This window comes from Phycisphaeraceae bacterium (assembly GCA_019636555.1).
Taxonomy (GTDB): domain Bacteria; phylum Planctomycetota; class Phycisphaerae; order Phycisphaerales; family UBA1924; genus JAFEBO01.
This window is the reverse complement of record JAHBXH010000001.1, coordinates 3,637,935-3,653,576: the sequence shown is the minus strand read 5'-3', so window position 1 is coordinate 3,653,576 and position 15,642 is coordinate 3,637,935. Positions and strand designations below refer to the sequence as shown.

Here is a 15,642-nt window from a genome sequence, read left to right as displayed (position 1 = left end):
CGTTTCGCGCAGAGCTCGGCCAAGACGCAGCATAGTTAAAAATCTCTTCATCCGGCTGGCACGGATTGCCGGCACCATTCGATCAGTTCGACCAAACCCGCCTCGAGCGTGTTCATCGGTTCGTACCCGAGGAGTTGGCGCGCGAGATCAATATTGGCCAGAGAGTGCTTGACGTCCGCTGGACGCTCGGGCTGAAGCACTGGGTGGATGTTGGGGACGCCCGCAACGACCGCCATCTGTCGGGCCAGTTCGAGCAGGGCGATGCTGCGGCCTGTTCCGATGTTGACGACGTCGCCGCGCGGCGGCACCTTGGTTGAGCCCGCAAGCAAAAGAGCGAGAACCACGTCGGAGACAAACGTGAAATCACGGGTTTGCAGACCATCGCCGTAGATCACCGGCGGCTGCCCGGCCATGAGCCGGCGGGCGAATGCCGCGATGACACCCGAGTATGGAGAATCCGACGGCTGGCGGGGCCCAAAGACATTGAACAACCGAAGAGAAATGGTGCTCATCCCGTAGCAACGGGCGTGCACGCTGAGCAGGTGCTCCGCGGCGAGCTTGCTGGCGGCGTAGGGGCTCAGCGGGCGGGGCAACTGGGATTCGACGCGGGGCAGCGAGGGGTCATCGCCGTAGGGCGAGCTGCTCGAAGCGAACACAACGCGTTCGACTCCGGAACCCGAAAGTGAGTTTGTCTTCTTCGTCGCTTGCAGCACGCGGAGCGTGCCTGTTGCGTTGACGCTGAAAGAACGCTGCGGATCATCGACCGAGCGCTGCACGCTGCACACGGCGGCGAGGTGGAACACGGTGGCGGCGCCTTCGAGCGCCTCCGAAAGTGCATCGTCGTCGAGAATGCTGCCCCGGAGAAAGCGGACACGTTCCGGCTCGAGTTCGATCAGGTCCGCGAGATGCTCGAGCGTGGAATTTGACAGATCGTCCAGCACGCGGATCGAGGCGCCCAGCGAGAGGAGCGCGTCGACCAGATGCCCGCCGATGAATCCGGCTCCTCCGGTCACGCAAACGGTTCGTCCGTTGTAGAACGGGCGAAGTCGGTGCACCTTGTCCGCCGGGAGTTTCATCGCCCACGATTATAACGGGCGGCAAAAGGTCGTCACGGGCAGACGAGGCTGGTGTAGGACTGAGCGAATCGGACAAAGTCTGCGTCGTCGCACGATCCGTTGTGATCGAGGTCTCCGGGGCCGGAGACGAAGGCGTCGTAATACGCCGCGAAATAGCTGAAATCCTCGTCATCGACGAAGCGGTCGCCGTTGAAATCGCCCGGGCAGAGCGCTCGGAGCTGGTTCCGCACAATCGCCCACGAGTTATCGGTGAACTGCAGGCGGAACACGAACTGCCCGGCGCTGTTGATGGAGCTGGCGAGCCCGTCCTGACCGTTGCCCATGTAGTAGTTTCCGATCGCAGCGACAGTCTTGCTTTGTCCGTTCACGAGGATCGAATCGCCGGTGGCGATGACCTTGGAGCTGCTCCCGTCGGGATAGTTTGTGAACAGCACACGGTCGTAGCGAGCGCCCGGAATAAAACCTTTCAATGGCGCGCTGAGGAACAGCTCACCCTGCGGACCGACGGCGGAGTACGGAGACAACTCGAACGTCTGGCGGGCGCCCGCGACGCCCGGCGCGGCCTGTCCTGCGCGAAAGCGCTGCACGACAGAGCCATTGGAGAAGCGGGTAAAAAAGCCGTGGTCGGTTTCGGTCTTCACTTGCGATCCGGTGACCGTGGCTTTGAAATGAACGTTGCCGATCGCATCGAGCACGGCCGAAGAAAAGGCGGAGACGCCGAGAGGTTCACCGAACGCTTGGAGCGGTGTCGTACGGGTTACGACCGGCAGGATGGTGTTCGAGCTCGAAAGCCAGATGGAGTGCGCGAACTTCGGTACGGCCAACGCGTCGTCGTGATCTGCAAAGAACACGATGGTGCCGCTGCTGTTCATGCGGTGCATGCCGGGCAGCACGCGCCGAACGATGTAGCCCCCGCCGTCTTCGGCGAGCGGGATGAGCGTGCCGCCCACAATCTGAAGGCTGGGGACCCAATTCGTCGCGGTCCAGCGCGCGCTCTCGTTGATCGGGGCGATGAGCGGACCCTGCAGAACTCCGCCAAACGCCAGCTTGCCGCTGCCGTTCAGGAGCGGGAGCATGAGCTCGCGGACGGTGGTGGTGGGCTGCGAAATGTTGGGAATGTCTCCGCCTTTGAGAACAGGAAGGAGCACGCCCGCGCTGTAGAGCCAGACGCTCCCCTGATTCGACGAAGTGATTCCGGGACCTTGGAGCGAAGCACTGAAGGAGATCTGGCCCGAAGCATTGATCACAGGGTCGCCGAAGTCGCGGAACGTGACTCCGATCGCGAGGCCCGGCGCCTGCTGACCGACGCTGGCGACGACCTGAACTCCCAGCGACTGGGAAGCGCGGAAAACACGCAGCGTGCCGTCGCCCGAACCGGATCGCGCGCTAAAGGCGACTTGCCCGGTGCTGTTGAATGTGACCACGCTCGTGAAGAGCGACTTCAGCGTGCCGAATCCGCCTGACAGGCTCTGGCCTTCGCGTGCGAGCATCGTCCAGTTGCCTGAGGTGCCGACCCAGATTCCGGTCGATTGTGTCGCCGAAGAGAGATTCCCGACGAACGCGAACGTTCCCGCGTCCGAAGTGACCGGCGCCATGAACGAAACGAACTTGGTACCAGACTCGGTGCCCGGCGCGGCCGTGCCGGATGCGAGGATCACGTCGAGTGGCGCGTTCCCGGCAAACGCGGTCGCTCCGAGCAAACCCGCCAGACAGATGCTGGCGGGCACATTCGTATTTCGCAAGACTTTCTCCTCGCGCGCTACGCCGCCCGGATGCGGCAAAGTTTTAACTGACTGTCCTAGTCCTGTGCGGCGAACCGCCGGGCACTGCACGGCGCTTCACGCCGGGCCCAACAATCCAGGCCGTCCGACCCCACAAGTCGGCTCCCTATTGTGCACCACTCCAGCTGAAAACGCTCTCATAAAAACCGCGAAAATGAGAAAAAACTTATGAATACGGAGAAAGCCGGAACAGGAATTCGCGCAGGGATCATCGGTTTGGCGTTGTTTGCCTCGCTTCCGGGCTTTGCGTCCGCGGCAGCTGCCGATCCGGCTGCTTCGGCACCGGAAGACGCCAGGCTCCAGGAAGTCCTGCAGCGAATGCGGGGAGTCATGCGCGATGTCACGACACTCCGCTACGACGGCTCGTCCAAGGTGCAGATGCCCGACGGAAGACGCATCGCTGTGAGCGAGACAAAGGTCGTTGCGGAACGTCAGGTGGAAGCGTCGGGTTGGAAAGTCCTCGTGGACGGCACATTCGGTTTCGATTGGGTCGATCCGAAGGTCGCGCGGAAAGACGATCCGATCGCGATTCGCGCCGCTTGGGACGGGCAAGTTGCCTCAGTCCTGTTCGAAAAGCGCAAGATCCTGAGGAAGACTGCGCCGGCCGACATGGAGGGCGTGCGCCTCGATATGAACCAGGGGGATGCCGCGGCCACGGTTGCGTGGGAGTTGCTCGCAAACCCGCCGTACGGGAACATTGACGGTGCACAGAAGGTGGAGTTTGAGGAACCGGAAAAGGTGGACGAACTGGAGTGCGATGTGATCTGGGTCGTGCCGGCGTCCGCGCGGGGTCCGGCTGTCCCGTTCCGCCTGGCCGTCGCCAAGAAAGACGGCCTGCCAAGGCGCGTCGAGATGTTCCGTCCTGCCGCGGCTCGTGCCCCCAAGGAAAAGCGCGGGGAACCCGGCATCGTTCTCAGCTACTCGAACCTGATTGGAACGCCGGCAATGTCCGGCGAAACTTTCGACGTCGAGTTGCCCAAGGGCTTCACGCTGTCGGCCTCGAAGAATCTGCCGCAGCAAACGGCGGAGCCGAAGGAAGATCCCAAGCCGGTGGAGACGACTCCATCGGCCGACGTGCCGCCGCAGCATCCGTTGCTTCCATCAAACCCGCAATTGCTGTCGGTTGGCTCGAATGCACCGGCCTTCACCTTGAAGGACTTCGAGGGCAAGGAGCACACGCTCGACGAGTTCAAGGGAAAAGTGATCGTGATGGATTTCTGGGGAACGTGGTGCCTTCCCTGCAAGATCGCGATGCCCGCGATTCAGAAGGTCCACGAAAAATTCGCGGGCAAGGACGTCGTCGTGATCGGGATGAACTTTGAATCGAATCCCAGCGCCGACCCCGAGAAGTTCAAGAAAGACAAGGGCTACACCTACATGTCGCTCGCGCATGCCGAGACGATCGCCGGAAACTACAGGGTTTCGGGCTGGCCGACGTTCTATGTCATCGGTAAGGACGGAAAGGTCGTGTGGGGTTCGAAGGCGCTCGTGCCTCCGCCGGGCGGGACGAACAAGCAAGAGGATCTCGTCAAGTATCTCGAGGACAATCTGACACTTGCCGTCGAGAAGGCGTTGAAGTAATCCGGATCACTTGCCGCGGGACGCGATTGCCCGCGGTTTTCTTTTTTGCATCGAGTACCGTACATTGGGCGCATGGGCGAGAGCGCATCAGATCGTCGTTTTGTCGCGGTGAGCGCCGATACGGCGCGCCTGATGGGAGTTGATTTTCTGCCGGTCGCTCGCCGCGCGGCCGTTGATGGGGTTCGGGACACCGTCTTTGTCGGCGCGGATTCGAAGGGTGCTCACGTCGAGGCCAAGCCGCTGCAACGCGGCTCGGACGCCGAAGGCGCGAACCGCGACATTTCCGTGCGTTTGCTCGACGAGCTGCGCGCCCGATACGAGGCCGACGCTCCGCATCAGCACTTTGTGACGGATCACCATTCGATTGTGTTCGGCGAAGGCGATCCGTGTGCGCGGCTGATGTTCATCGGCGAAGCGCCGGGAGCGGAAGAAGACAAGACGGGCAGACCGTTCGTCGGCAAGGCGGGGCAACTGCTCGAAAAGATGATTCTTGCGATGGGTCTCCGGCGCGAAGATGTCTACATCTGCAACGTGCTCAAGACTCGTCCGCCCGGCAACGCGACGCCGACGGGCCGCGAGGCAGAATTGTGCAAGCCCTATCTGATCGATCAGATACGCATCGTCAATCCGCAGGCGATCGTCACGCTGGGCCTTCCCGCGTCGAAAACGGTGCTCGCGACCGAGGCCTCGATGGGGAGCCTGCGTGGAAAGTTTGCGCGGGTGGTGTTCCACGCGCATCAGGGAATTCTGGAGTCCGTGAACGGGCTGCGGCCGGAAGGGATGGAGATCCCCGTTATGCCGACGTATCACCCGGCCTATCTCCTTCGGGATTACACCCCCGAGAACAGGAAAAAAGTATGGGACGACTTGCTGCAAGTTGTGAAATTGCTAGGGCTTACGCCCCGTTCCGTTGTCACAGGGTGAGCAGTTGCCGGCCAAAGGAACGCTGAAACCTGAAGGCCGCAGTGGCTCCGAAACCGGACTTCAGAAAGCGGTGACAAAAAGTCGGCGGGAATCCTGAACCGGACCCGGAACCTTGCGTATCGGAAACCGCCCTGACGGATCGGCCGGTGGCCGCGCCGGCGGGGATCCATGTGACCCCCACGAGACCCGGCGCTCGAGCGTTTGCCCGCAGCGCCGGGGCTTTTTCTTTTTTGGATTTGAGGGATTCCAGTAGGCTCGGGCATGATCATCACCGTTCTTTCGCTGCTTTTGTTCTTGGCCGAACCGGCGGCAAGCACCATTTCGCCCGAACAGGACGCGCCGGCGAAAGCACCCGATCCCGCGGCGGAACAACCGGATGAATACGGCCCGGTCGTCAAAGTTTTGTCAACGGGAGACGAGCCGCGTGAACGCGCGAAATTGTCGCTGCATGTGGGTGATGTGCAGTTCGCGGTGATGGAAGTGGACATGCAGATGAAGATGGCAATGGATGGCGTGGTGCACCCATCGCCTCCGATGCCCGTGATCAGCGTGAACATGCGGATCACGGTGGAGGAAGCGTTTCCCGATGGCCGCTGGAAATACGCGGCGGAATTCACCAGCGTGGATATCACCCCGAAGGATGAAACGCCGGCGGAAGTCGTGACGATGATGCGGGGGATGATTTCGGAAATGGCGGGGATGAAGATGAGCGCCGAGATCGACTCTGAAGGGAGGCAGCGGAATCTCGAGATCGTGTCGAAGATCGCCAATCCCATGCTGTTCCAGTTGCTCGAATCGATGAAGCAGAGCGTGTCGCAGATGGCGATCCGGCTGCCGGAGGAAGAGATCGGTATGGGTGCGCGATGGGAAGTGGACGCCAAGATAAACGTCGGCGGAATCGCCGTGCGCCAACGCAGCACGTATCGCCTGGTTTCGCGCGAGGGAAATACGGTCAAACTCGGGATCTCCACTCAACAATCGCCGGCCGAGAAAAACGCGGCGATAAAGAATCTCCCCGAAGGGGTGAGCGGCACGCTTGTCGATATCGCGGGCAATGGCAAGGGGGAGCTGGTTTACGACCTTTTGCGCGTCTTGCCGGCTCGGGGGCACATCACCGGAGAGTCGGTCGCCAACATGGATATGGAAGGCCCTGGAATGAAGGCCAAGGTCGATACGCACATGACCATGTCTATGGTGATCCGGGAATCCAAGGGGCCGGCCCAGACGGCTGAATCGAAGTGATGCCGAAGCCTACTTGGGTTCCGGCTTCTTTTCCGGCTTGGGGTCGCTGATCGACGGCTGACCTTCGAAGTCGAGCTTGGTTTCGGGTGCGAGGCGCGTCAGCTTCGTGATCACGAGCCGATCTTCCGGGAGCGCGGCGGTCCACTCAACTTCCACGATGACTTCGACTTTGTCGCCGACTTTTAGCCCTTCGTAGCTGACTCCCGCCCCCTTGGCAAAGCTCATGGTCATGGGCTTCATGCCCGGCTTGCCCCGCGAATCGGTTCCGACTTTGCCGTCCTTGTTTGCGAAAGTCGGAATGCGTTCATGGTGCAAGCGCATCACGCTGCTCTCGATGCCGGGGAGTGTTTCAATCTCCGCGCGCACGGTGTACGTCGGATTCGCGGGCGTCGCCGGGGCTTTGACTTCGGACGCGGGCGTTTCGACTTTCGGCTCTGGTTCCGGCGTCGGCTGTGCCACGGGCTGAGGCGGCGGCGTTTCTGCGATCGGCGTGGGAGCCGGTTTCTTGTCCGGCTTGGTTTCTTCGCCGCAGGATGCGAGCAGGAGCGAAGACGCGGCAACGAGCGCGATGTGTTTCATGGTCGATCTCCAAGGCAGTGTACGGGGCGGGTGCGCGCGGGTTCCTGAAGCGCGGGGGCGGCGCAGGGCCCCGATCAATCGCGCATACCGGCGTGAACAACATTCGGTTCATTCTGATCGCCACAACAAAAAACAAACGACCGCCCTGAACGGGCGGTCGCAGTGAATTCCGGAGGCGATCGATCGAATCAGCTCGCCTTGATTTGCAGGAAACGGCTGACCGAGGCGATATCGGGAGCCAGGTCGAGCGTGTAGACCATCTTCCATTCGGCGCCTTTTTCGACGCGAACAACACGCGCGGCGGTCTCGCGGCTCACCCAGTCGCGGTTGCCGCGGTTGTAGACGTTCATGCGCTGGCGACGCTTGGTCTGGGCGCGGCCGAGGGCGCGGCGGTTGTCGGGGTCACGCCGCATGAGACGCTCGATCGTGGAGATGGCGCCGGTCGCCCGGGGCATGGAGCTGACGGTGCAAACGACGTTCTGGCCGGCCTTGAAGGTCGGGGCGGACGGAGCGGATGACTTGGCAGTGGCCATGGTGAACCTCGAAATACCTTTTGGACTGGCCCGGAAGCGGTACTCCGCTCCGTGCAGGGTCGAGATATTAGGCACGAGCCGCAGGCTTTTTGCTCCCATTGGATTCTGAATGCGCCATCGGATCGAAGTCGGTCTCCCTAGAGTTGCGCATGACCACCGAGAATCCCGGCCAGAACCCAACCGGACAACCCTCCGGCCAGCCCCAATTGCCTCCCTTTCACCCGGAGTGGACGCACCACAACAAGCCGAAGATCCGTCCGCTTCGCGGCTTCGCGGCACAGGTGGGCGACCAGCAAGCACTCGGCCTCGCCGATGCCAAGCAGATCACCGATCGGATCGTGATCACGGCGCCGGCGATGCAGGTGGTGCTGCCCTTGATGAACGGGGAGCGGACAGTGGATCAGATCTGCGCCGAAGTGGGGCGCGGTTTGACGCCGCAGATCCTCGGGCAGTTTGTGGTTCAGCTCGATGAATCGGGCCTGCTCTTTGGTCCGAAGTTCGACGAGATCATGACGAAGATGAAGACGGACTTTGATTCGTCTCCGATCCTGCCTCCGGCGACGACGGCGACTTTTGTCGATGCGCTCGTCATGCAGGAAGTGGCGCGCGAGATGAATCTGCCGGCGAAGCCCCCGGAGGATCAGGCGGAGGCGCAGAAGCTCCAGAGGCAGGTGCAGGAGCGTGCCGCGGCGTTGCCGGATGCGAGGAAGGATGAGATCGGCGGCACGAAGCTGCGCGAGATCTTCGACGCGTGGATCGACAAGGCGCTCGAGAACGCGGAGAAGCCGAGCTTCGATCAGTTGCCCAAGGGCGTTGTGGCGCCGCATATTGATTATGCGCGAGGCTGGATCAACTACGCGAGCGTGTGGGGTCGGATGCGCGTGACGGACCGCCCCGACCGGATTGTCGTGCTGGGGACCAACCACTTCGGCGATTCGACCGGCGTTTGTGGCTGCGACAAGGGGTATCGCACGGTGCTGGGCACGTGCGAGCTCGATGAAAAATTACTGGCGACGCTGAAGGAGAAGCTCGGCGCGTCGAACTCGGAGCTGCTGTTCCGGAATCGCTACGACCACGAGCGCGAGCACTCGGTCGAATTGCAGATCCCGTGGATCCAGCACTGTGTCGGGCGCGACGAGGCGGGGAATTTCCCCAAAGTGTTCGCGGCGCTCGTACACGATCCGGCGGTGAACAACGGCGAGAGCTACGACGGCAAGGGTTTGGCGCTCCAGCCGTTCATCGATGCGCTGCGCGAGACGCTCGCGGCGCTCCCGGGCAAGACGCTCATCGTGAGCAGCGCGGACTTGTCGCACGTCGGCCCGGCCTTCGGCGACCAGCAGGGTCCGGCGGGCGACACCAAGGAAGCGGTCGAGTTCCGCAACAAGACGTTCAGTCACGACAAGGAGATGCTCGAGATCTTCAGGACGAACCGGCCGGATGATCTGGTGGCGTCGATGGCGTGGCAGCAGAACCCGACGCGCTGGTGCTCGACGGGGAACCTGGTCGCGGCGCTGAAGACAGTGCAGCCCGAGCGCGTGGAGATGCTGAACTATTCAGCGGCCGTGGACAACAGCGGCGCGGGCATGGTGAGCAGCATCTCGGCGGCGATGTTCTAAAGACGAAGCCAAAGCGATTTACCACAGAGAACACAGAGGGCACAGAGAAGAAAAGGCAAAGAGGAGATTCAGGCGGCACATGCTTCTGACTTCTCTATCTGTCGTGTCTTTCTGTCTGGCTCTGTGATCTCTGCGTTCTCTGTGGTGAAATTCTGAGTTGAATTGTTCGGAGACGGATGATGACGCAGGAAACTTCCAAGAAGCCGATGGACGCGATCATGGCGCTGTGCAAGCGGCGCGGGTTTATCTATCAGGCGTCGGAGATCTACGGCGGCATCAACGGCTTCTGGGATTACGGCCCGATGGGCACGCAGCTCAAGAAGAACCTGCGCGACGCCTGGTGGCAAGACATGATCCTGCGGCCGTGCTGGGGACGCAACGGACCGAACGGAAAGCCGGTGCGGAACGTGGGGCTCGAGACGTGCATCATCCAGCACCCCAAGGTGTGGGAGGCGAGCGGGCACGTGGGCGGGTTCAACGATCCGATGGTGGATGACACAGAAACGAAGCAGAGATTTCGTGCTGATCACTTGGCAGCCGCCCATCTCATTGCGACCGGCCCAAGTCGGGAGAGTGTTGTTGCTTCACCACTGATAGGTGTGGCTATTACGCAGCTTCACCCGACTGCCACTTTTGTTGACGCAAATGCATCGTGGGATGAGTTCCTAAAGCTCGATCAAATCAAGAAGCGCAAGCTGCACATTGTCGAGGCGCAGACATTGGTGCTTTCCGAATTGGTTGGTACATCCCTGCTGTGTCAGAACGGGAAGACTGGTGAGTGGGAATATTGGGTGCTTCGACCTATCCCGCTGAGTGCTTTGCGTGAAATCTACAAAGAGATTCCAAGTCCATTTACTGGTAAGAAGGGCACGCTCACCGAACCGCGCATGTTCAACTTGATGTTCGACACGATCCCCGGCGCGATCCGGGACGAGGCGAACAAGGCGTACTTGCGTCCGGAGACCGCGCAAGGTGTCTTTGTTCAATTCAAGAACGTGGTCGATACCTCGCGCATCAAGATGCCCTTCGGCATCGGAAACACGGGGCGGAGTTTTCGCAACGAGGTGACTCCCCGCAATTTCACGTTCCGTTCGCGCGAGTTCGAACAGGCCGAACTCGAGTTCTTCTGCCATCCGGACGAGTCGCTCGAGTGGTACAAGTTCTGGCGCGATTTCCGCATGGAGTGGTGGAAGACGATCGGGCTTGCGGGCGAAAATCTCATCCTGCGCGAGCACGAGAAGGACGAACTCTCGCACTACTCGCAGGGCACGAGCGACGTCGAATACCGCTTCCCGTTCACCGCGCCCGGGTTCGGCGAGCTCGAAGGCATCGCGCACCGGGGAAACTACGACCTGACGCAGCATCAGAAGGTCAGCGGCGTCAAGCTCGACTTCTTCGATACCGAGCGCGGCGAGACGCTCCCCAACGGCGGCAAGAAGGGCGAGCGCTATATCCCGCACTGCATCGAGCCCGCGGCGGGGCTCGATCGCGGCGCGCTCGCGCTCATCTGCGAGGGATACACGCACGATGCCTCGCGCGCCAGCCCCGAGTTCCTCAAGTTGCACCCGCGCGTCGCGCCGATCAAGGCGGCCGTTTTCCCGCTGGTCGCCAAGGACGGCATGCCGGAAGTCGCGGAGAAGCTGCACACCGAGCTGAACGACAAATTCTGGAAACTCGGCGGCATCGAGATGGACGAGAAGCAGTCGATCGGAAAGCGCTACGCCCGCATGGACGAGATCGGGACGCCCTTCTGCATCACCATCGACGGCGACACGATGAGCCAGCAGATCGTGACGATCCGCAACCGCGATACGGCGCAGCAGGAGAAGGTAAGTCTCGACAAGGTGGGGGCGTTCTTGAGCGAGAAGCTTGGGGTGTAGCGACAGCTTGTTTTCAATTTGTCGCGATCGCGAGTTGATACCTTGACGACATGGGTATTGATGATGGCACGCCCGCAATTCGCTGCGATCATCTTGGGCGAGGCAGGTGTGTAAGGGTGTTGCGATGACGCCGTCTCTTGTCCTTCTTCCCGGGCTCGGCGCCGATCAACGCTTGTTTGATCCGCAGCGCCGCCACTTTCCGAATCTCATCAGTCTCCCGTGGTTCGAGCCGCTGGCGCGCGAGTCGCTGGCGAGCTATGCGGTGCGGATGTCGGAACGTATTCGCGACTCGGTGCCGGCGAATTCGCGGATCGTGCTCGGTGGGGTCTCCTTCGGCGGGATGCTGGCGGCGGAGATGGCTCCGCTGCTCAAGCCCGATGCGGTGGTTCTCATCGGCAGCGCGCTCCATCCGTCAGAGATCTCCTTCAAACTCCGTACGATGGCCTTCGCCGGGAAGTGGATGCCGGTGCCGCCGCGCGCCACAACGCGGATCATGGGGCGCACGTTCATCCGCACGCTCGGCCCGATGAAGCGTGAGCATCGCCATTTTCTCGAAACAATGATCGACGCAGCCCCCTTCTCGTTTCTGCGCTGGGCAGGGAACGCGATCTTCGGCTGGGAAGGGCGTGCGAAGTTTGGATGCAAACTGGTGCGGCTGCACGGCGATCGCGATCGGATCATCCCCCTCCCGAGAAACGGCCTCATTCACATCATCCGCGGCGCGGGGCATGTGCCGAATGTCTCGCATGCGGATGAAGTGAACGAGCACCTGCACGCGACTCTTCGGAATGTGTGAGTATTCTGGGATTGGCAGAGAGGGTCGGGGCAGTATGGGCGGGAGAGGAGGCGACGATGCGATTCTCGTTTTCTGAAGCGGTCCCGATGCTCGAGCGCACGCCGCGGGTGGTGCGGTCGATGCTCCAGTTCCTTCCGGAGAGTTGGACGCATCGGAACTACGGCTCGAACCCGGACGGATCGGCGACGTGGGCGGCACACGAGATCGTGGCGCACCTGATTTTCGCGGATCAGACGGACTGGCTGCCGCGGGCGAAGCACATACTCGAATTCGGAGATTCACGACCGTTCGAGCCATTCGATCGGCACGGCCACAAGCCGTTGATGCAGGGAAAGCCGCTGCATCGTTTGCTGGAGGAGTTCGAGAGCGGCAGGCGCGAGGCACTCGAGGGCCTGCACGCTTTGAAATTGTCCGACGAAGACTTCGGGCGTTCCGGCAAACATCCGGCACTTGGGGCTGTCACGATGGGCAACTTGCTCGCGATGTGGGTTGTGCACGACTTGAATCACGTCGCGCAGATGTGCAAGGCGATGGCGTATCAGTACAAGTCGGAGGTGGGGGCGTGGGAGGCGTACGCGTCGATCCTCGCGCCGCCCGCGCCGAGATAGTGAGAGAAAAGAAAAGGCCCGGCGTTTGCCGGGCCCTTTCGCACGAGAGAAGAGCGATCAGCGTGTGACGATGTACGCCGCGTCGAGCGTGCGGGCGATACGCGTACGTGCGTCGTCGAGATGAGCCTTGGTGTAGGGGTCGTTCGCGCTCTTCATGCCGGATTCCGCGAGCGCATCAACGCGTTTGAGCTCGGCCCGCGCCAGCGTGGAGATCGCACGGAGCGAGGCGCTCCCCGTATCTTCCAGCAGCGCGAGCGTGACGAGGCGTTCGAGGTGCTCGCGCTGGAGATTTCGACGCAGCGACGAGACCGTCGTGCCGGATGTGCCGTATTCGCGCCAGACATTATCGGTGATCGTGCGCACGACTTCGACCATCGTGAGCGGGTTGTCCGACGGCGAGGCGCGGAACTCGTTGTCGTAGAGACGGCGCAGGCGCGTGCTATTCATGAGCATCGTGAGCGCAAACGACTGCGCGCCGCCGATCGTGTCGTGGATCGTGAAGTTTGCATCCTGCACGATTTCACCGACTGCGTTGGGGTCGTAGAAATATTCCTTGTTAAAGTGGCGGACGAGATCGGGGGTGAGCCCGTACGCGTTGTCTTCGAAGGCGTTGTCGATGATGAGCTTGAGCGCGCGGCGCTGCTTCTCGGGCGGGATATCTTCGATCGGCGAGCGATTGCCCGGGTCTCCCTTGGCATCGTTATTCAGATACGAGCCGCCGACCCACCTCGAGGTGATTGAGAGCATCTGCAGGTGCGTACCGAGAAGTGCGGCGTAGCGCCGTCTCGCAAAGGCCCACGACTCGCCGTCCTTCACGACCTTGTCGAGCAGCTTGCTCCGCACGTCTTGCACGAGAGCGAGGCGACTTTCGGCGAACTGCAGATTGTCCGAGCCCAAGTCCCACGTGTTGTTGCGCGGATCGGCATCGAAGGAAATCGCGGCCTGCGACTGGAAAACCAGTTCCGGCTCGCCCGCGCGCTTGGCGAGTTCGGCCATCTTGTCTTCCGGTCCGTATCCGTACGCGATGACCCACTTGTCATACGGCCCGACCGTGGGGGTGGCGTAGGGACCTTGGACATCGCCGAGTTTGAAGTTGATGTTTGCCGCGGCATAGTCCATGACCGAGCCGATGGTCGGGCCGCTGAAGCCGGCGGAGTTGATGTCCTTCAGCGAACAGATGCTGCTGGCGATCATGTTGTGCTGCAGCCCGAGGCAGTGTCCGACTTCGTGTGCCGCGATGTAGCGGATCATCTGGCCGACGAACTCTTCCGGCAGATCATCGAGAAGATCGGCGGAGTTCGGCTTGACCGAATCCGCGGCGAACGCGGCATCGGCGAGTGAGAGGTCGAGCGAGAGCAGCGAGCCGACCTGGCACATCCCGCCGCTCATGTTGGACTGTGCCCATGCTTCCGATCGGGTGAGCGGCGCGGGCGTCGGAGACATGGCCTTGAGCGCCCTCTCCTTCAGAATCGCTTCTCGCTGCTCCGCGTTCACCATGCGAAGGCGAGGGTCCCATGTCGGATGCTCTTCGAGCCACGCGAGCGTTTCGGGACCGAAGGCGTGCTCGGTGAGCGCGGGCGAGAAGTTTTCGATCATGCTTCGAACGGAGCGGGTGAGCCCCTGGTGCCAGACGACGTCGGCATCGAGAATCTCGCCGGTCATCGGATTTGTCCGGCTCGGACCGATCGCGTAGGTCTGGTCGCTGGCGCTCCAGCAAAAGAAGTTGTAGCGGGAATCTTCCGGGTCTTTTTCCATGTTGGCGCCGGTTGCCGCGTCCTGTTGATAGACGACGACCGCGTTGTCGATGCCGATGTCGGCAAAGGCCTGGTTCCACAGAAGGATTCCTTCGCGCACGTAACGCCGGAAGCGCACCGGCGTGGTGTTCTCGATGTACCAGACGATGGGCTGCTTGGGCGGGCTGAGTTTGAGGTTCGGATCGGCCTTTTCGAGGCTCCAGTGATTGATGTAGCGATCCGTCACTTCGCGATTGGCTGTTTTGCCGAAGTCCTGGTGCCAGGTGTAGAAGTAGCCGAACTTCGAATCGGCCTTCCGGGGTTTGAATCCCGGCGTGCCGCTCAATTCGCCGAAGGAATACGCGAAACGGACGAGCTGGCCGTCGGGCTTGGGCGCCTGAAACTCGATGACAATGTTCTTCGGGAAGGCCTTGGCCTTTGTGACCTTTGCCAGCGCCGGATTCACGGTGGGCAGATTCGGTCCATAACCTCCGAACGCGGAGCCGCCGAAGAACTTTGAAACGTCCTTCGTCGCCATGGTGCCAAGGTCGATCACCGGCCGGTTCTGCGGCGCCATCCCGACAATCGGCACGGCGGTCAGAACGCGCCCTGTGTAGAGCTGTTCGATGGAGTCTTTGGCCTGCTTGTCGCCGTTGGTGCGCACGCTGAAGTCCGGCGCGACGAGTGCGAGCTGCTTGTCGAACCGCTCCCATTTGACGTAGTGCGTCGGGCCCATCACGCCGGCCTGCGGATCGCCCGCGGTCACCGTGCACGCGATCATGAGCAGCTGCTGCTCGTAATTGGCGGGCAAGACCGCGAGCAGCTTGGAAGTTTTTTCGTCTCGGTACAGGTCGTAGAGGGGGTTGGAGCCGTCGGCGACAGAAACGACTTTGGTCATTCCTTCCGTGATCTTTTCGAGAGAAGGAAAGTCGGGAGCCTTGGCCGGAGCGCCCGGTGCCGCATCGGGCGCCGGCGGCGGGGCGGATGCGCCCGAGGGTTGCACCGTTTGGGCAAAGGCCGAACCGGCGGCAAGGAAAAGCGAGCAAAGAGAAACGCGAACGCTTCGATTTGTGTTGTTCATCGTCGTGCTCCCGAAAGCGGACGGTTGTCGCCGCGAGCACGATACAAATTGAAGTTGCGAAAGTTGCGACGGATCTCTGCACGCTGTGGCGCGAGAGTCGAGCGGTGCGCGAACGCCGATGCCGAAGACCGCGAACCACCGAGGTGTTTCAGAGTGCAATTGGCGATGTTGCAAAGAAGGGTTTTGATCGGTATACTTTGTGCTCGCGCTGA

Annotated in this window: 12 protein-coding genes; 7 read left to right on the top strand and 5 right to left on the bottom strand. The window is 61.6% G+C overall.

Going from position 1 to position 15,642, the window contains the following annotated elements; genetic code table 11:
- Positions 1-47 precede the first annotated feature (47 nt).
- Positions 48-1,076 carry an SDR family NAD(P)-dependent oxidoreductase gene (locus tag KF691_15705; protein MBX3390894.1) on the bottom strand — a complete coding sequence of 343 codons (1,029 nt, stop codon included), beginning with the start codon at positions 1,074-1,076 and terminating at the stop codon, positions 48-50.
- A 32-nt stretch (positions 1,077-1,108) separates the two neighbouring features.
- Complete coding sequence (locus tag KF691_15700) at positions 1,109-2,818, bottom strand: hypothetical protein (GenBank protein ID MBX3390893.1); 1,710 nt, start codon at positions 2,816-2,818, stop codon at positions 1,109-1,111.
- A 207-nt stretch (positions 2,819-3,025) separates the two neighbouring features.
- Here KF691_15700 and KF691_15695 point away from each other — a divergent pair, with 207 nt between their 5' ends.
- The 3 genes from KF691_15695 to KF691_15685 all read left to right on the top strand — a co-directional run bounded on the left by KF691_15695 (position 3,026) and on the right by KF691_15685 (position 6,604).
- On the top strand, positions 3,026-4,438 hold the full coding sequence (locus KF691_15695; protein MBX3390892.1) for a TlpA family protein disulfide reductase: 1,413 nt from the start codon (positions 3,026-3,028) through the stop codon (positions 4,436-4,438).
- Between the two features lie 72 nt (positions 4,439-4,510).
- Complete coding sequence (locus KF691_15690) at positions 4,511-5,362, top strand: uracil-DNA glycosylase (protein MBX3390891.1); 852 nt, start codon at positions 4,511-4,513, stop codon at positions 5,360-5,362.
- 261 nt (positions 5,363-5,623) lie between these two features.
- Complete coding sequence (locus tag KF691_15685; GenBank protein ID MBX3390890.1) at positions 5,624-6,604, top strand: hypothetical protein; 981 nt, start codon at positions 5,624-5,626, stop codon at positions 6,602-6,604.
- Positions 6,605-6,613: 9 nt separating this feature from the next.
- Here the strand turns inward: KF691_15685 and KF691_15680 are convergent, their stop codons facing one another.
- Both KF691_15680 and KF691_15675 read right to left on the bottom strand, forming a co-directional pair.
- Positions 6,614-7,183 (bottom strand): copper-binding protein, encoded by a 570-nt coding sequence (locus KF691_15680; GenBank protein ID MBX3390889.1) that lies wholly within the window; start codon positions 7,181-7,183, stop codon positions 6,614-6,616.
- Between the two features lie 188 nt (positions 7,184-7,371).
- Positions 7,372-7,716 carry a hypothetical protein gene (locus KF691_15675; protein MBX3390888.1) on the bottom strand — a complete coding sequence of 115 codons (345 nt, stop codon included), beginning with the start codon at positions 7,714-7,716 and terminating at the stop codon, positions 7,372-7,374.
- 149 nt (positions 7,717-7,865) lie between these two features.
- On the opposite strand from KF691_15675, the gene amrB reads away from it, so the two are divergent.
- The 4 genes from amrB (at position 7,866) to KF691_15655 (ending at position 12,616) form a co-directional block, all read left to right on the top strand.
- A complete protein-coding gene (gene amrB, locus KF691_15670; protein MBX3390887.1) occupies positions 7,866-9,332 on the top strand; it encodes an AmmeMemoRadiSam system protein B in 1,467 nt (488 codons plus the stop codon).
- Positions 9,333-9,550: 218 nt separating this feature from the next.
- Entirely contained in the window at positions 9,551-11,212 is a 1,662-nt protein-coding gene (locus tag KF691_15665; GenBank protein MBX3390886.1) for a glycine--tRNA ligase, read from the top strand.
- 124 nt (positions 11,213-11,336) lie between these two features.
- Positions 11,337-12,008 (top strand): alpha/beta hydrolase, encoded by a 672-nt coding sequence (locus KF691_15660; GenBank protein MBX3390885.1) that lies wholly within the window; start codon positions 11,337-11,339, stop codon positions 12,006-12,008.
- A 56-nt stretch (positions 12,009-12,064) separates the two neighbouring features.
- Positions 12,065-12,616: a DinB family protein gene (locus KF691_15655; GenBank protein MBX3390884.1), complete on the top strand. Its 552-nt coding sequence runs from the start codon at positions 12,065-12,067 to the stop codon at positions 12,614-12,616.
- A gap of 57 nt (positions 12,617-12,673) precedes the next feature.
- Here KF691_15655 and KF691_15650 read toward each other — a convergent pair whose 3' ends face one another.
- Positions 12,674-15,430, bottom strand: a complete 2,757-nt coding sequence (locus tag KF691_15650; protein MBX3390883.1) for a zinc-dependent metalloprotease — start codon at positions 15,428-15,430, stop codon at positions 12,674-12,676.
- Between the last annotated feature and the right edge of the window lie 212 nt (positions 15,431-15,642).